This is a genomic window from Pseudomonas gozinkensis, from assembly GCF_014863585.1.
Taxonomy (GTDB): Bacteria; Pseudomonadota; Gammaproteobacteria; order Pseudomonadales; family Pseudomonadaceae; genus Aquipseudomonas; species Aquipseudomonas gozinkensis.
The window spans coordinates 1,279,185-1,296,282 of sequence record NZ_CP062253.1 but is presented as its reverse complement, the minus strand read 5'-3'; the positions used below and the strand labels follow the sequence as shown (position 1 = coordinate 1,296,282).

Sequence of the window (17,098 nt, the reverse complement as noted above, 5' to 3'; positions counted from 1 at the left end):
GTTGCGGCTCCGCTACCAGGATGGATTTCGAAGCTTCCAAGGAGTTAACCAATGGAGTTGAAGACCATGAAGACCCAAACCTCGTTCTCCCACCTGCGCGGTCTGAAACTGGCCGCCCTGGCCATCGGCACCAGCTTCGTGCTGGCCGGTTGCGCCGGCAATCCACCGACCGAGCAGTACGCCGTGACCCAATCGGCGGTCAACAGTGCGGTCAGCGCCGGCGGTACCGAATTCGCCGCCGTGGAAATGAAGCAGGCCCAGGACAAGCTCAAACAAGCCGAAATTGCCATGCACGACAAGAAGTATGACGAGGCCCGCACATTGTCCGAACAGGCCGAGTGGGACGCCCGCGTCGCTGAACGCAAGGCTCAGGCGATGAAAGCCGAACAAGCTGTGAAGGATTCCCAGAAAGGTGTTCAGGAACTGCGTCAGGAAAGTCAGCGCACCGTGCAGTAAGCGCGCATCCCGACCGCAAGGCTGAAACTCTTATCGATAGAAAGGACGAACGATTATGCGTAAACAACTGATGATCCCCGCTCTCCTGGCCGCAAGCGTTGCCCTGGCTGCCTGCTCGACGCCGCCGAACCCGAACCTGGAACAGGCGCGCACCAACTACGCCGGCCTGCAGGCCAACCCGCAGGCCAGCAAAGTCGCAGCGCTGGAAACCAAGGATGCCAGTGATTACCTGGACAAGGCCGACAAGGCTTACCTGGACAAGCAAGACGCTGCCAAGGTCGACCAACTGGCCTACCTGACCAATCAGCGCGTGGAAGTGGCCAAGCAGACCATCGCCCTGCGCACCGCTGAAAACAATCTGAAGAACGCCGCTGCCCAACGTGCCCAGGCCCGTCTGGACGCTCGCGATCAGCAGATCAAGCAGCTGCAGGACAGCCTCAACGCCAAGCAGACCGATCGCGGTACTTTGGTGACCTTCGGTGACGTGCTGTTCGCCACCAACAAGGCCGACCTGAAATCCAGCGGCCTGGTGAACATCAACAAACTGGCGCAATTCCTCCAGGAAAACCCTGACCGCAAGGTGATCGTCGAGGGCTACACCGACAGCACCGGCGCGGCGAACTACAACCAGTCGCTGTCCGAGCGCCGCGCGACTTCGGTGCAGGTTGCACTGATCAAGATGGGCGTCGACCCGTCGCGCATCGTGGTGCAGGGCTACGGCAAGGAATACCCGGTCGCGGATAACGGCAGCGTCTCGGGCCGTGCAATGAACCGTCGGGTGGAAGTGACCATTTCCAACGACAACCAGCCGGTGATGCCGCGTTCGGCTGTCAGCTCGAACTAAGCGTCACGCTGAAATGTGAAAGCCCCGCCTGAGTGATCAGGCGGGGCTTTTTTTGACCGGAACTCTGTGGGAGCGAGCTTGCTCGCGATAGCGTCCTTTCAGTCAGCAATTGTTTGACTGACCCACCGCCATCGCGAGCAAGCACGCTCCCACATGAAAACTGAGTTACTGCTGGAGTTGCTGCGGGGTCTCCTGGCCCATGCAGCGCACGGCTTTTTTCTGGCTGTTGACCAGCACCCCGGTCAGGCCTTTCTGTTCGGTGTCGAACAGCACCAGCACGCCATCGATGCACTGCGCCACTTGCGGCGCCGGGGTCAGGGAGACTTTGTAGTCTTCGCCGGGAATGGTCTTGAGCATGGTGAATTCGTTGAGCAGCAACGCATCCTCGGGTTTGGCGAAGTGCAGGTAGCCGTAGTACCACAGGGCGCCGACGGTGCCGAGGATGCTGCAGATGCCGGTGATGATCAGCGGGATGGCGTTACGTTCTTCACTCATTGCGGACTCTCTGGTGGTTCGTCTTCAGAATTCGGGGGTGTCGGATAATTCGGGATCTCGCCGAGGCGGCGCAGGCCGTTGAAGTGTTCGGGATCGTCGAGGTAGCGCAGCATCACCTGACGCCAGACCGGATCGCCGAAGGTCTGCACATGGCCGCCGCGAGTCAGTTGCAACACGCGCGGTGGCGGCGCAGCTTGATACAGACGGATGCCGTTGGAAAGGGGCACCAGCGGATCGTCGAGGCTGTGAAAGATCAGTTTCGGCACGCCGTTGAGCTGCGGCATCGCGTTGATCGCACTGTCGCCATCCGGCACCAGCCACGACAGCGGCACCTGAAACGGCCAGGTCAGCCATGAGGTGCTGAGGGCGTATTGGCCGACGCTGCGATAACTGGCGGGCACACCGTCGAGCACCAGGGCCTTGAGCTGTTTCTGTCTTTGCGGATGTTGCACCAGCCAATGCACGGCCATTGCACCACCCAAGCTCTGGCCCAGCAGCACCAGCGGTTTTCCTTTGACCTCCGGCGCCTTGTCCAGCCAGGCGAAGGCGGCATCGATGTCCTGATAGATCGCCGGCAGGCTCGGTTCGCCCTCGGACAAGCCGTAACCGCGATAGTCCACCAGCAGCACTTGATAGCCGTTTTTCGGCAACCACCAGCTCCCGCCCAGGTGCATCGGCAGATTCCCGCCGTTGCCATGCAGATGCAGGACCGTGCCCTTGACCTCGACCCCGGGTTTGGCCGGCAGCCACCAGGCGTTCAGCTTGAGGCCGTCGGCGGTGGTCAGGGTGACGGTGCGGTATTCGAGTTTGGCCTTTTCCGGGGTAAACAACTGGCCTGGCTCGGGGTAGAACAGCAACGAGCTGCAACCGCCGAGGGTCAGGAGCAGGCAGAAGATGCCGAGGATTCTCATCCGGTGAAACCTCGCGAAGAGAGTTGAAACGCAACCCTGAGGAAAACAAATGACCTTGTGGGAGCGGGCTTGCCCCCGATGGCGGAGGATCAATCGACATCAACGTTGAATGTCAGACCGCTATCGCGGGCAAGCCCGCTCCCACAGAGGACGGTGTTGGACCTACAGGATGTTGGAGTAATCCGCCTCGATCCGGTCCAGGCTCAAGTGATTGAGGAAGTTGGAGAAGCACATCCACGCCGACAACGCGTTCATGTCGCGGAACTGGTCCGGCAGGTACTTGGGCGGCACCACCAGGCCCTCGTCCACCAGTTGACGCAGGGTTCGCATGTCCTCAAGCGTAGTCTTGCCACAGAACAACAGCGGGATCTGCTCGAGCTTGCCCTTGCGCACGGCCAACTGAATGTAGTTGTAAACCATGATGAAGCCCTTGAGGTAGGACAAGTCTTTGGTGAATGGCAGACCGGTCGGCGTCGATCCACGGAAAACCCGACTGGCATTGCCGTAACTTTCCGCCATTTCGAAGCCCTGCTCGCGGAAGAACTCGAACACCTGCAGGAAGTCCGCGCCCTCCTCGACCATATGAATGGCGCGGGTGCGGTTGGTCAGTTTGCGCAAACGGCTCGGGTAGGAGGCAAAGGTGATGATTTCCATCAGGATCGCCAGGCCTTCCTGAGTCACCGTCGACGAGGGCGGGCCCTTGGACAGGAAGGTGCAGATCGGCTGGTTCAAACCGTTGAGCGTGGTGCCGACGTGCACCAGACCTTCGTGGACTTCCAGCGCGCGCACGTCTCGGTCGTTGAACATCGCGTCAGTGCGGATCTTGATGTAGTCGGCGCCCGCCGCCGCGTCGGCGACGATACCGTCAGACTCGAACACGCGAATGGTTTCCTCGGCCTCGCCGAACACCTTGTTCAGACGGGTTTGCAACAAGTGCACGGCGTCCTTGGCGGTGAGGATCTTCGGTTCGTCCTTCAGGTCGCCACGGCCGTCGATGTTGTTCAGATAGTCCGACATCATCAGGCCGAGGTCGGCCAGGGTCGGGTCACCGGCGTGGAACGCGTCGGACGCGGCGCCGTACAGTTCCTGGGAAATCAGGCCGAAATCCTCGGTGCCGCGCGCTTCGAGCATACGCACCACCATCCGGTATTCCTTGCACATGCGGCGCATGATCTGGCCGACCGGGTTGAACTGGCCGAGCTGACGGGTGATGTCCCGTTCGATGTTCTGGAATTCCAGCTTGACCTTGCTGGAGTCAAAGGACAGCGGCCGGTTGAGGTAGTAGTCGCGATCCACCGCCGGCAATTCCTTGCCCTTGGCCTTGAGGAACCCCTTGCGGATGTTCTCGTCCCACTTGACCGCGTCGAGCACGCGGATCGGCGTCTGCGCCAGCACTATGCGATCGGACAGAATGCGTATCGTCTGCTGGTAATCGTCCACCCGAAACTCCTGTAGAAAACGTGACGAACTGAATTATTTGGCTTTGGCCTGATGCTGATAGCGCGCCGCTTCGACGAAAACGTCGGAATTGGCCGGGTCGTCGAGGTAAGCAAAGACCTTTTCAAGCGGGCTGTCGACCTGCACGCCCTCGCCGTCATCGGTCTGGAAGCCCTGGCCGTCGAGGGTCTTCTGGGCGATGGCCTGGTTGATCTGCTCGAGGTCCAGGTTGTAGATCACCAGTTCGCGCTTGTCGGTGATCTCGAAGCCGGCGATGGTGAAGTGCCCGCCGTATTGCGCCGGCACCTTCGCCGACAGATACCAGCGGTTGCCGTGGCGCGACACCGTGAACGGATAGGCTTCACGCTCGCGGGGTTTGGCTTTGAAATACGCAACCGCCTGATAGCGATCATTGCCCAGGCGCGTCAACTCCAGATTCATCGGCTCGCCCCAGGCATTGGTGCTCGACCATTGGCCGAGCAGGCCCTTGGGCGCCGGTTCACTGGCGGGCAGCGGCTCGCGGAAGGTCACCAGACAACCGCTGAGCAGCAGGAACGACAAGGCGATCAGCACGCCACGCCAGGCTTTCATTCGACACTCCCTAGACCCGAACTCACCAGCGAACCTGTGGGAGCGAGCTTGCTCGCGATGGCGGAGTGTCAGCCAATGAAGACTTTGAATGACAGATCGCAATCGCGAGCAAGCTCGCTCCCACAGGGGATTGCGCTACACCGACGCGAGTACCAAATGCATATAACGCGTCAGAATGCCGAGCATGTCCTCTTCGGCCAAAGGCTCGGCGTCGTTGAGCAGGCCCTGATATTCCATCCGTCCGATAATCGCCGTCAACACCTTGGCATCCTGCTGCGGCTCGCGCGAGCCCAATACCTGGAACAACTGGCAGGTGCCCTGCAACAGAATCTGCTGATGGGAACGCACCAGTTCCGCCAGACGCGGGTTGAGCAGCGCTTCCTGGCGGAACGCCTGCTCGGCCATCAAATGCTCGCGGCGGTTGACCAGTTGCCGGTGCACGTAGTCAGCCATCAGCCGTGCGATATCGTCGGCCAGTTGCGAACGCGACTCCGGGCTGCCGTCGCCACTGACCACCATCTCGCGCAGCAGGCCTTCGTTGTTGATCCACAGCTTGGCCATATAGGCCGCGCTGCGTTCGACGTACTGGGCGAAGGTATCGGTGAGCAGATCATCGATGTCCTTGAAGTAATACGTGGTGGCCGACAGCGGCACACCGGCCTCGGCGGCCACCGCGCGGTGACGCACGGCCCGCACACCGTCGCGCACGACAATGCGCATCGCCGCATCGAGAATGTCCTGCCGACGCTGCTCGCTGCCCTGCCGGCTGGCCTTGCGGCCCTGGTACTGAACACTTTCAGCGACCGCAGTGGCGATACCCGCTGCACCCTCTTGAGCCATTGCACCGATCACGACAGGCATTCCTCTGTTGTTTTTTTCAAAAGTAACCATTTGATACGTTTGTACCAGACAGGCAATAAAAAGCCGCCCATTTCAGGCGGCTTTTTTATTGAAACACTTACGCTTGCGGCCGCATGTGCGGGAACAGGATCACGTCGCGGATCGACGGCGAGTTGGTCAGCAGCATCACCAGACGGTCGATGCCGATACCTTCGCCGGCCGTTGGCGGCATGCCGTACTCCAGCGCACGAACGAAGTCGGCGTCGTAATGCATGGCTTCGTCGTCGCCGGCGTCCTTGTCGGCCACCTGCGCCATGAAGCGCTCGGCCTGGTCTTCCGCGTCGTTGAGCTCGGAGTAGGCGTTGGCGATTTCACGGCCGCCGATGAACAGCTCGAAGCGGTCGGTGACGTTCGGGTTGTCATCGTTGCGACGGGCCAGCGGCGACACTTCGAACGGGTACTGGGTGATGAAGTGCGGCTGTTCCAGCTTGTGCTCGACCAGCTCTTCGAAAATCATCACCTGCAGCTTGCCCAGACCTTCGAAGCCCAGCACCTTGGCGCCGGCCTTCTTGGCGATGGCGCGAGCCTTGTCGATGTCGTTCAGGTCATCGGCGGTCAGCTCAGGGTTGTACTTGAGGATCGAGTCGAACACCGACAGGCGCACGAACGGCTCGCCGAAGTGGAACACCTTGTCGCCGTACGGCACGTCGGTGCTGCCCAGAACCAGCTGCGCCAGCTCGCGGAACAGCTCTTCGGTCAGGTCCATGTTGTCTTCGTAGTCGGCGTAAGCCTGGTAGAACTCCAACATGGTGAATTCAGGATTGTGACGAGTCGAAACGCCTTCGTTACGGAAGTTGCGGTTGATCTCGAACACTTTTTCGAAGCCGCCAACCACCAGACGCTTGAGGTACAGCTCCGGGGCGATACGCAGGAACATTTCCATGTCCAGCGCGTTGTGGTGGGTTTCGAACGGTTTGGCCGCGGCGCCGCCAGGAATGGTCTGCAGCATCGGCGTTTCGACTTCGAGGAAGTCGCGCTTCATCAGGAAGCTGCGGATGTGCGCGATCACTTGCGAACGGACGCGGAAGGTCTGACGCACGTCTTCGTTGACGATCAGGTCAACGTAACGCTGACGGTAGCGCTGTTCGGTGTCGGTCAGGCCGTGATGCTTGTCCGGCAGCGGGCGCAGGGATTTGGTCAGCAGGCGCACGCTGGTCATCTCGACGTACAGGTCGCCCTTGCCGGAACGGGCCAGGGTGCCTTCGGCGGCGATGATGTCGCCCATGTCCCAGGTTTTCACCGCGGCCAGGGTGTCTTCGGACAGGGTCTTGCGGTTGACGTAGACCTGGATGCGACCGGTCATGTCCTGGATCACCATGAACGAGCCACGGTTGAGCATGATGCGACCTGCAACCTTGACCGGGATCGCAGCCTCTGCGAGCTCTTCCTTGGTCTTGTCCGCGTACTGTTTCTGCAGTGCTTCGCAGTAGTTTTCGCGGCGGAAGTCGTTCGGGAAGGCATTGCCCTTGGCGCGCTCGGCAGCAAGCTTTTCCTTGCGCAGGGCGATCAGGGAGTTTTCTTCCTGTTGCAGGGCTTGCGGATCGAGTTGTTGGTCGCTCATGTCTTTAAATTTTCCATCACAGGTTCGTTGCCCCCGGGCCTTTCGGCCCGGGGATCGCCAGCAGGCTGGCTCCTACAGGGATCGAGTTGAATCAGCCGATCCTGTATTGCGTTTCTTACAGCCCCGATTTCAGGCTGGCTTCCAGGTATTCGTCGATGTCGCCGTCGAGCACCTTGTCGCAGTCACTGCGTTCGATGTTGGTGCGCAGATCCTTGATCCGCGACGCATCGAGCACGTACGAACGGATCTGGTGACCCCAGCCGATATCCGACTTGGTGTCTTCCAGGGCCTGGGACGCGGCGTTGCGCTTCTGCATTTCCTGCTCGTACAACTTGGCCCGCAGCATTTTCATGGCGGTGTCCTTGTTGGCGTGCTGGGAGCGTTCGTTCTGGCAGCTCACCACGGTGTTGGTCGGTACGTGAGTGATACGTACGGCCGAGTCGGTGGTGTTTACGTGCTGACCACCGGCACCGGAGGAACGATAGGTGTCGATCCGCAGGTCTGCCGGGTTGATTTCGATTTCCACCTTGTCGTCGATCTCTGGCGAGACGAAAACCGCGGAGAAAGAAGTGTGGCGACGGTTGCCGGAGTCGAACGGGCTCTTGCGCACCAGACGGTGCACGCCGATCTCGGTCCGCAGCCAGCCAAAGGCGTATTCGCCCTTGATGTGCACGGTCGCACCCTTGATCCCGGCGACTTCACCGGCCGACAGCTCCATGATGGTCGCGTCGAAGCCGCGTTTGTCGGCCCAGCGCAGGTACATGCGCAGCAGGATGTTGGCCCAGTCCTGGGCTTCGGTGCCGCCGGAGCCGGCCTGGATGTCCAGGTAGGCGTTGTTCGGGTCCATCTCGTGGCTGAACATACGGCGGAATTCGAGCTTGGACAGGGACTCTTCGAGACCTTGAAGGACTTCGACGACGTCGTTGACCGCGCCCTCGTCGTTCTCTTCAACGGCCATGTCCAGCAGCTCGCGGCAATCGGCCAGGCCACCGTTCAGTTCGTCGAGGGTGTCGACGATCTGCGCCAGCGCAGCGCGCTCGCGGCCCAGTTCCTGGGCGTATTCAGGTTTGTTCCAGACTGCAGGATCTTCAAGCTCGCGATTGACTTCGATCAGACGCTCATGCTTTTGATCGTAGTCAAAGATACCCCCGAATAGTTTCGGAGCGCTCGGACAGGTCCTTGATGGTGTTCAGGATCGGGTTGATTTCCATGACGGGCAGCACTCGTTGGCGAACTTTTGAAAGCCGGCGAGTATAACGTAATCAAGCTGTCACGGCAGCCCGTCTGGCGGCTCTTGAGGCGAATGAACCCAATGGTTCATTCGATCCCTACCTGATTGCGTCCGTTGTTCTTGGCCAGGTACAGGCCGCGATCTGCCGCCGAGATCAGCAACCGGCAGTCGCTGCCCGACTCCGGCACCATCGTCGCCAGGCCGATGCTGATGGTCAGGCTCGACCCTTCGCCCGGAGCAATGTGCGGAATCTTCAGCGCCGCGACCGTCTGGCGCAGCTTTTCCGCCACCAGTCGCGCCCCGCCCGGCGAGGTGTTGGGCAGCACCAGCGCAAACTCTTCGCCACCATAACGCGCCGGCAAGTCGGATGGTCGGGCACTGGCCTCGCGGATTGCCGTGGCGACCTTGCGCAAGGCTTCGTCGCCTTCGACGTGACCGAAGGTGTCGTTGTAGGACTTGAAGTAATCGACGTCGATCATCAGCAACGACAACTGGCTCTGATCGCGTAGCGAACGGCGCCATTCCAGCTCCAGGTATTCGTCGAAGTGCCGGCGATTGGACAGCCCGGTCAGGCCGTCGGAGTTCATCAGGCGTTGCAGGACGAGGTTGGTGTCGAGCAATTGCTGCTGGCTGACCCGCAACGCGCGGTAGGCCGCGTCCCGTTGCAGCAACGTCATGTAGGAGCGCGAGTGATAGCGAATACGCGCCACCAGCTCGATGTTGTCCGGCAGCTTCACCAGGTAATCGTTGGCCCCGGCCGAGAACGCCGCGCTCTTGATCAGCGGGTCTTCCTTGGTCGACAGGACGATGATCGGAATGTCCTTGGTTGCCGGATGATTGCGGTATTCGCGCACCAGGCTCAGGCCGTCGAGGCCGGGCATCACCAGATCCTGCAGGATCACCGTCGGCTTGATCCGCACCGCGTGGGCCACGGCAAGATGCGGGTCTGAGCAGAAGTGGAAGTCGATGTTCTCTTCATTCGACAGCCCACGGCGCACGGCTTCGCCGATCATCGCCTGATCGTCCACCAACAACACCATGGCGGCGTTCTCGTCGGTTTTGATGTCATCGATCTGTAAGTCATTCATGGGCGGTCACCTGAGTGCTGCGGGGGCCAGGATTGCGGAGGAACGTGTTCATTTGGGAAAAACCTCCAGCAATCGTGGCGCTATCTTTTCCAGTGGACGGATTTCTACGGCCGCGTCGATGGCTGCAGCAGCCTTGGGCATGCCGTACACCGCACTGCTTTGCTGATCCTGCGCGATGGTCAGGTAACCCTGTTGGCGCATGAGCTTAAGCCCTTGCGCCCCGTCGCGTCCCATCCCTGTCAATAAAACCCCTACTGCGTCACCATTCCAGTGGTTGGCGACGCTTTCGAAAAACACGTCGATCGAGGGGCGGTAAATCTCGTTGACCGGCTCGGCGGTGTAGGCCAGCGTGCCGTTCTTGAGCAAACGAATATGGTGATTGGTGCCGGCCAGCAGCACCGCGCCGGCCTGCGGCGGCTCGCCTTCGCGGGCCAGACGCACGTCCAGGCCGCTGGCGCTGGCCAGCCATTCAGCCATGCCGGCGGCGAACACCTGATCGACATGCTGCACCAGCACGATGGCCGCCGAAAAGTGCCGTGGCAGGCCTTTGAGCAAGACTTCCAGCGCCGCCGGGCCGCCGGCCGAAGAGCCGATCGCCACCAATCGCTGGCGCGAGGCGGAATTGCGCGGTGTCGCAGGCGCGGGACGAGAGCGGGCGGTTTTCTCGCCGATCAGCCAGCCGATATTGAGAATTTTGCGCAGCAGCGGTGCTGCCGCTTCCTGAGGATTGCCACCGCCGATGGCCGGGGTGTCGACCACGTCCAGCGCGCCGTGGCCCATGGCTTCGAACACCCGGTGCACGTTCTGCTGGCGGTCCACGGTGACGATGACGATCGCACACGGGCTCTCGGCCATGATCCGGCGGGTGGCCTCGACGCCATCCATCACCGGCATGATCAGGTCCATCAGGATCAGGTCCGGGGTGTTTTCCGCGCACAGGCGCACCGCTTCGGCGCCGTTGCCGGCGACCCACACCACCTGATGCGCCGGCTCGAAGGCCAGCGCACGGCGCAGGGCCTCCACCGCCAAAGGCATGTCGTTGACGATTGCGATCTTCATGCCCGCGCTCCTCCGATGAGCTCAACCACCGCGTCGAGCAGGGCGTCGTCATGAAAACTGGCCTTGGCTAGATAATAGTCGGCGCCGGCGTCCAGTCCACGGCGGCGATCTTCCTCGCGATCCTTGTAGGACACCACCATCACCGGCAGCGATTGCAGACGGTTGTCCCGGCGCAGCAGCGAGACCAGTTCGATGCCGTCCATGCGCGGCATGTCGATGTCGGTGATCAGCAGATCGAAATCCTCGGAGCGCAGGGCGTTCCAGCCGTCCATGCCGTCCACCGCAACGGCCACGTCGTAGCCGCGATTGAGCAGCAGCTTGCGCTGCAACTCGCGCACGGTCAGCGAGTCGTCGACCACCAGAATCCGCTTGCGCGCCGCTTCTGCGGCCTGATGGCCGTGACGCGCAATGCGCTCCAGACGCCCGGTGTTGAGCAGTTTGTCCACCGAACGCAGCATGTCTTCGACATCGACGATCAGCACCACCGAGCCATCGTCGAGCAAGGCCCCGGCAGAAATGTCCTGCACCTTGCCCAGCCGCTCATCCAGCGGCAGCACCACCAGCGTGCGCTCGCCGATGAAACGCTCGACCGCCACGCCGTAGATTGCATCGCGCTCGCGGATCACCACGACTTTCAGGGTGTCGCCGCTGTTCTGACTGGCCGGACGCTGCAATAACTGGCTGGCCGCGACCAGACCGACATGTCGGCCTTCGTGCCAGAAATGCTGGCGCCCTTCGACCTGCACGATGTCCTCCGGCGCCAGATCGCACATGCGCTCGATGTGCGCCAGCGGGAAGGCGTAGGCTTCGTCGCCGACTTCCACCACCAGGCTGCGCACCACCGACAGGGTCAGCGGCACTTCCAGATGGAAGCGACTGCCCTCACCCGCCGTCTGTTCCAGCACCACCGCACCGCGCAACTGGCGAACCATGTGCTGAACGGCATCGAGGCCGACGCCACGGCCGGACACTTCGGTGACCTTGTCCCGCAGGCTGAAACCCGGCAGAAACAGGAAGGTCAGCAGTTCTTCTTCACTCAACTGCGCGGCGGTTTCGGACGGCGACAACTGACGTTCGACGATGCTGCGACGGACCTTTTCCAGATCCACGCCATTTCCGTCGTCGCTCAATTCCAGCACCAGCAGACCGGCCTGATGCGAGGCACGCAGACGAATCAGGCCTTCTTCGGATTTGCCTTTGAGCAGCCGTTCTTCCGGGGTTTCGATGCCGTGATCGACCGCATTGCGCAACAGGTGCGTCAGCGGAGCTTCGAGTTTTTCCAGTACATCGCGGTCGACCTGAGTCTTCTCGCCCTCGATCTCCAGCCGCACCTGTTTGCCGAGGCTGCGACCGAGGTCGCGCACCATCCGCACCTGACCGGACAACACATCGGCGAACGGCCGCATGCGGCAGGCCAGCGCGGTGTCGTAGAGCACTTGTGCGCGCTGACTCGCTTGCCAGGCAAACTCGTCGAGTTCGGCGTTTTTCTCTGCCAGCAGTTGCTGGGATTCGGCAAGCAAACGGCGCGCGTCTTCCAGCGCCTCTTGAGCTTCAAGGCTAAGGGCGTGCTCCTTGAGATGAACGTTGAGACTTTCCAGCGCCCGCAGGCCGTTGTTCTGCATGCGTTTGAGACGCTGCATGGTGGCCAGGTGCGGCTTGAGGCGCTGGGTTTCCACCAGGGATTTGCTCGACAGATCGAGCAGGCTGTTCAGGCGTTCGGCGGTGACCCGCAGCACCCGCTCGCCACCTTCAGTGGTGCGCTTGCTCTTGCGCGGCGCGGGTTCTGGCTCGGCAACCTCGACCGGGATTTCAACCGGGGCCGGTTCAACCACTGGCGGTGGCTGAAGCTGCAACTCCGCCATCGGTGGCGCACTCGGAGCGGCAGGCACCACGGCCGGTGCCGTAGGGTCGAGCAAACCACCCATCAACGCCACGTAAGCCTCGATGTCCGCCGGTTGCGGGCCATTGGCCGGGGTGGCGATGCGCATCAGCAGATCGGTGCCCTGCAACAACGCGTCGATATGCTCGGGGCGCAGGAACAACCGCCCTTCCTGGGCGCTGACCAGGCAATCTTCCATCACGTGGGCGACGCTGACGCCGCTGTCGATGCCGACAATCCGCGCCGCGCCTTTCAACGAGTGCGCCGCGCGCATGCACGATTCGAGCTGATCAGCCTGGGTCGGGTTGCGCTCCAGCGCCAGCAGCCCGGCGCTGAGCACTTGGGTCTGGGCTTCGGCTTCGAGGCTGAACAGCTCCAGCAGGGAGGCGTCGCGCATTTGCTCGGGGGTCATGTGAGGCTCCGGGACACGGCGGACAACAGCTGTTCTTCATCCAGCCAACGCAGGCTGCGACCTTTGAAAGGGAGCACGCCTCGGGTGTATTTGGCGCTGGCCTGTGCGCCGGAACGTGACGCGGCATCAAGGATTCGCTCGTCGATGGCGTGAATCCCGTCGACCTCGTCCACCGGCACCACCACCGGCCCGCCCTGGGCCGAGATGATCAGCATGCGCGGCATGATCCGCGCGCCGGTCGCCGGGGCTACGTTGCTGTCGAGGTCGAGCAGTTCGACCAGCGACAGGCACGCCACCAGCGCACCGCGCACGTTCGCCACGCCGAGCAAGGCCCGGGAGCGCTGGTGCGGCAGCGAGTGAATCGCCTGCAACGGCGCGACCTCAACCAGACTGCGGGTGGCCAGGCCGAGCCATTCTTCGCCGAGACGGAACATCAGCAGCGAGCGGGTCTTCAGCTCGGTTTCAATCTGGGTCGCCACCGGGTCGCGCTCGTCCTGCTGTAACGCATAGCGGTCGAGCAAACGCGTGGCGGCGGCGGAATACACCGAGCAATTGCGGCAATGGATGTGCTCGTCCAGCAGCGGACAGGACTTGTCGCCGTGGATGCCGATGCGGTTCCAGCAATCGTCGATGGCCCGGGCGTCTTCGTGGGTGACGTTCAAGGTGTCGGACGGGATCATCGTTTACGCTCACTGTCGGCGGTGCGGTCGCTGCGGGCGGCGCGCTCCTGCAATCGTCTGGCGCCGGCCGTGTCGCCCTGGGCCTGCAGCAACGCAGCCAGGTGCATCAAGGCTTCGGGGTGTTGCGGTTCGAGGTACAGCGCTTTTCGGTAAAAGCCCTGGGCTTCGAGGGCGCTGCCGGCCACATCGCTCAGCAGGCCGAGCCAGTAAAACACCTGGGCCACCGGCTCATGGCTGCGCAAATACTGTTCGCACGCGGCCCGGGCCTCGGCACTTTTGCCTTCGTTGGCCAGGGCGGCGATGTTGGCCAGCAACGTCGCGGCGTCGGGGTTGGTGCTTTTAGCCGTCGCGGGCAAAGGCGTCACGCCAGCAAACGGACGGTTACGCACTGGCGGCGGTGGCGTGCTGCGCACCGGCTGGCGCACAGGCAACGGCACGGCAGTCGCGGTCGGCATCGGCAACGGCAACGGTTCGGGCTGCGGTTCGCTGTGACGGCTGAAGGCGAAGGACTGCGGAATCCCGATCGAGCGCATGCCCAAACGCCCGAGCAGACTGCCCTCGGCGGGGCCGATAAACAGCACGCCATCGACATGGGTCAGGCGCTTCAGCACCGCAAATACCTGCTGCTGGGTCGGCTGGTCGAAATAGATCAGCAGGTTGCGACAGAACACGAAATCGAACGGCGGCTCGTTGACCAGCAATGACGGATCGAGCACGTTGCCGACATGCAGGCGCACCTGCTCGCGGACAATTTCATTCACCCGATAGCCGTCGTTCTCGGCGAAAAAATGCCGCTCACGGAAGTCCAGCTCCTGGCCGCGGAACGAGTTCTTGCCGTACAACGCCCGCCGCGCTTTGTCCACCGACAGAGGGCTGACGTCCATGCCATCGACCTTGAACTGATGGGGCTTGAGGCCGGCATCGAGCAACGCCATGGCAATCGAATAGGGTTCTTCACCGGTGGAACACGGCAGGCTGAGGATGCGCAGCGCGCGCATGTTGTTCAGTTCACCCAGGCGTTTGCGCGCCAGTTTGCCCAGGGTGGCGAAGGATTCCGGGTAACGGAAAAACCAGGTCTCGGGGACGATCACCGCTTCGATCAGCGCCTGCTGTTCATCCCGCGAGCCTTGCAGGGCCTGCCAGTACTCATCGGCATTCACCGTTTGCGACAGGGTGATGCGCTGGCGCACGGCCCGCTCGATGATCGCCGGCCCGACCGAGGCGACATCGAGGCCGATGCGTTCCTTGAGGAAATCGAAGAAGCGCTGGTCGCTGCTCATGGCTGCTCCTCAAGCCGCTTTGGGTCCAGCGGCGGTGACGGGAACAGCAGCGTGCGCACCGACTCGTCCAGCAAGTCGTTGACCCGCACCCACTGCACCAGCCCTTGCGCGTCTTCACGCACCGGGCCCAGGTACGGCGCCTGACGATTGTCGAGGCCGTACGGCCGGAAATCCTCCGGGTTGCAGCGCAGGGTATCGGTGGCCTGTTCGAGGATCAGCCCCAGCCATTGCGAGGGTTGCGAGTCATCCGCGCGGTAATGCACCAGCACCAGTCGCGTACTGGTGCGCGCCTCGGCAGGCTGGCCGAAAGTCAGGGCACTGAGGTCGATCACCGGCACCACCGTGCCGCGATAGGCGAACACCCCCGCCACCCAGTGCGGCGCCCGGGCAATCGGCTTCAACGGCAGGCGCGGCAGCACTTCGGCCACTTCCGTTGCACGCAAGGCGTAGCGTTCGCTGCCGATGCGAAACAGCAGGAACAACGCCTGCTTCGCCACCGGTGCAGCGCTGCGTTTGGCGGTGATTTCGCTCATCAGACTTTGAATCGCGAAACGCCGCTGCGCAGGCCCACGGCCACCTGACTCAGTTCGTCGATGGCGAAACTGGCCTGACGCAACGACTCGACCGTCTGGCTGCTGGCATCACCCAGTTGCACCAGCGCATGGTTGATCTGTTCGGCGCCGGTGGCCTGGGCCTGCATGCCCTCGTTGACCATCAACACTCGCGGCGCCAGCGCCTGCACCTGATGGATGATCTGCGACAGCTGTTCGCCGACTTGCTGCACTTCGGCCATGCCGCGACGCACTTCCTCGGAGAACTTGTCCATGCCCATCACCCCGGCGGAGACCGCCGACTGGATCTCGCGGACCATCTGTTCGATGTCATACGTGGCAACAGCGGTCTGATCCGCCAGACGCCGCACTTCGGTGGCGACCACGGCGAAACCGCGACCGTATTCGCCGGCCTTCTCCGCTTCGATCGCGGCGTTCAGGGACAGCAGGTTGGTCTGGTCGGCGACCTTGACGATGGTCACCACCACCTGATTGATGTTGCCGGCCTTCTCGTTGAGGATCGCCAGTTTGGCGTTCACCAGATCCGCCGCGCCCATCACCGAGTGCATGGTGTCTTCCATCCGCGCCAAACCTTGCTGCCCGGAACCGGCCAGCACCGAGGCCTGATCGGCGGCGGTGGAGACTTCGGTCATGGTGCGCACCAGGTCGCGGGAGGTCGCCGCGATTTCGCGGGACGTCGCGCCGATTTCAGTCGTGGTCGCAGCAGTTTCGGTGGCGGTGGCCTGCTGTTGTTTGGAGGTGGCGGCGATCTCGGTCACCGAGGTGGTGACCTGCACCGACGAGCGCTGGGCCTGCGATACCAGCGAAGTCAGCTCGGCCATCATGTCGTTGAAGCCGGTTTCCACCGCGCCGAACTCGTCCTTGCGCTCGAGGTTCAAGCGGCTGCTCAGATCGCCCGTGCGCATGATGTCGAGGATCTGCACGATGCGGTTCATCGGCGCCATGATTGCGCGCATCAGCAACAGACCACAGAGGCCGGCGGCCAGCACGGCGATCAGCAACGAGGTGAACATGCTGACCTTGGCCGCCGACACCGCTTCGTCAATGTTGGCCATGGCCTGATCGGCGACTTTCTTGTTCTCGCCAATGATGTCGTTGAGCTTCATCCGGCCGCTGTACCAGGTCGGGGTCAGTTTCTCATTGAACAGCTTGACCGCATCGGCTTCCAGATTGCGCTTGTGCAAGTCCAGAACCGAATTCTGGATCTGCATGTAAGCCTCGTGATACTTCTCGAAAGCAGCGAACTCGTTACGGTCTTCATCCGTCGCCATGGTGCTGCGGTAGTTGGCCATCTGCTCCTGCAAGCGGGTTTCGAACGCCTTGTAGTCCGCCGCATCTTCAGTGCTGATGCCCTCGCCCTGCTTGAGGCCGAGCAACTCCTGGGTCTGCAGATAACTGTCGACCCACGCGCCACGAATCATCGAGCTGTAGTAGACGCCGGGAATCGCGTCGTCACGGACGCTGTTTTCACTGGCTTCGATCTTCAGCAGCCGCGAATACGAGACGACCACCATCAGCAGCATGATGGCGATAATCACCGCAAAGCTCGCCAAAATGCGTTGGCGCAACGTCCAGTTCTTCACAGTCAGTCCTCGGGGCGGGTCGAAATGCGGGGGAGTATAGCTGAGGGCGGTGTTTCATTTATAAGACGGTTTGCCGCGCTCAGGCCTTCCGGTCATAAAACACGACGGGCTCTGGACAG

Annotated in this window: 16 protein-coding genes; 2 read left to right on the top strand and 14 right to left on the bottom strand. The window is 62.1% G+C overall.

The genetic code is table 11. The features are described 5' to 3' along the window. Window positions 1-51: 51 nt before the first annotated feature. Complete coding sequence (locus IHQ43_RS05675) at window positions 52-456, top strand: DUF4398 domain-containing protein (protein WP_007954708.1); 405 nt, start codon at window positions 52-54, stop codon at window positions 454-456. Between the two features lie 55 nt (window positions 457-511). Next, entirely contained in the window at window positions 512-1,300 is a 789-nt protein-coding gene (gene lptF, locus IHQ43_RS05670; RefSeq protein ID WP_192563673.1) for a lipotoxin F family OmpA-related lipoprotein LptF, read from the top strand. Between the two features lie 165 nt (window positions 1,301-1,465). Here the strand turns inward: lptF and IHQ43_RS05665 are convergent, their stop codons facing one another. The 14 genes from IHQ43_RS05665 to IHQ43_RS05600 all read right to left on the bottom strand — a co-directional run bounded on the left by IHQ43_RS05665 (window position 1,466) and on the right by IHQ43_RS05600 (window position 16,979). Further along, window positions 1,466-1,795 (bottom strand): PA3694 family proteiin, encoded by a 330-nt coding sequence (locus IHQ43_RS05665; protein WP_192563672.1) that lies wholly within the window; start codon window positions 1,793-1,795, stop codon window positions 1,466-1,468. Next, a complete protein-coding gene (locus IHQ43_RS05660; RefSeq protein ID WP_192563671.1) occupies window positions 1,792-2,706 on the bottom strand; it encodes an alpha/beta hydrolase in 915 nt (304 codons plus the stop codon). The genes IHQ43_RS05665 and IHQ43_RS05660 overlap by 4 nt, the downstream gene beginning before the upstream one ends. Window positions 2,707-2,868: 162 nt before the next feature. Continuing rightward, on the bottom strand, window positions 2,869-4,146 hold the full coding sequence (locus IHQ43_RS05655; protein ID WP_007954701.1) for a flavohemoglobin expression-modulating QEGLA motif protein: 1,278 nt from the start codon (window positions 4,144-4,146) through the stop codon (window positions 2,869-2,871). Window positions 4,147-4,179: 33 nt separating this feature from the next. After that, the gene (locus IHQ43_RS05650) at window positions 4,180-4,734 is read right to left on the bottom strand and encodes a hypothetical protein (protein ID WP_192563670.1); all 555 of its coding nucleotides are present in this window, start codon (window positions 4,732-4,734) and stop codon (window positions 4,180-4,182) included. A gap of 135 nt (window positions 4,735-4,869) precedes the next feature. After that, window positions 4,870-5,574, bottom strand: coding sequence for a TetR/AcrR family transcriptional regulator (locus tag IHQ43_RS05645; RefSeq protein ID WP_011332647.1), 705 nt, complete (start codon window positions 5,572-5,574; stop codon window positions 4,870-4,872). Between the two features lie 118 nt (window positions 5,575-5,692). After that, a complete protein-coding gene (gene lysS, locus IHQ43_RS05640) occupies window positions 5,693-7,195 on the bottom strand; it encodes a lysine--tRNA ligase (RefSeq protein ID WP_096819662.1) in 1,503 nt (500 codons plus the stop codon). Window positions 7,196-7,310: 115 nt separating this feature from the next. Continuing rightward, a protein-coding gene (gene prfB / locus IHQ43_RS05635) for a peptide chain release factor 2 (RefSeq protein ID WP_102621447.1) occupies window positions 7,311-8,406 on the bottom strand; the annotation gives its coding sequence in 2 pieces (ribosomal slippage) (window positions 7,311-8,333 and window positions 8,335-8,406; 1,095 coding nt in all). Window positions 8,407-8,512: 106 nt separating this feature from the next. Then, entirely contained in the window at window positions 8,513-9,514 is a 1,002-nt protein-coding gene (locus IHQ43_RS05630; RefSeq protein WP_192563669.1) for a response regulator, read from the bottom strand. A 48-nt stretch (window positions 9,515-9,562) separates the two neighbouring features. Continuing rightward, the gene (cheB, locus tag IHQ43_RS05625) at window positions 9,563-10,573 is read right to left on the bottom strand and encodes a chemotaxis response regulator protein-glutamate methylesterase (protein ID WP_192563668.1); all 1,011 of its coding nucleotides are present in this window, start codon (window positions 10,571-10,573) and stop codon (window positions 9,563-9,565) included. Beyond that, window positions 10,570-12,864 carry a hybrid sensor histidine kinase/response regulator gene (locus IHQ43_RS05620; RefSeq protein WP_192563667.1) on the bottom strand — a complete coding sequence of 765 codons (2,295 nt, stop codon included), beginning with the start codon at window positions 12,862-12,864 and terminating at the stop codon, window positions 10,570-10,572. Before IHQ43_RS05620 ends, cheB begins: the two co-directional genes overlap by 4 nt. Continuing rightward, window positions 12,861-13,544, bottom strand: a complete 684-nt coding sequence (locus IHQ43_RS05615; protein WP_192563666.1) for a chemotaxis protein CheW — start codon at window positions 13,542-13,544, stop codon at window positions 12,861-12,863. Before IHQ43_RS05615 ends, IHQ43_RS05620 begins: the two co-directional genes overlap by 4 nt. Beyond that, window positions 13,541-14,824, bottom strand: coding sequence for a CheR family methyltransferase (locus tag IHQ43_RS05610; RefSeq protein WP_192563665.1), 1,284 nt, complete (start codon window positions 14,822-14,824; stop codon window positions 13,541-13,543). Before IHQ43_RS05610 ends, IHQ43_RS05615 begins: the two co-directional genes overlap by 4 nt. Continuing rightward, a complete protein-coding gene (locus IHQ43_RS05605; RefSeq protein ID WP_192563664.1) occupies window positions 14,821-15,357 on the bottom strand; it encodes a chemotaxis protein CheW in 537 nt (178 codons plus the stop codon). Before IHQ43_RS05605 ends, IHQ43_RS05610 begins: the two co-directional genes overlap by 4 nt. After that, the gene (locus IHQ43_RS05600) at window positions 15,357-16,979 is read right to left on the bottom strand and encodes a methyl-accepting chemotaxis protein (protein WP_192563663.1); all 1,623 of its coding nucleotides are present in this window, start codon (window positions 16,977-16,979) and stop codon (window positions 15,357-15,359) included. Before IHQ43_RS05600 ends, IHQ43_RS05605 begins: the two co-directional genes overlap by 1 nt. Window positions 16,980-17,098 lie beyond the last annotated feature (119 nt).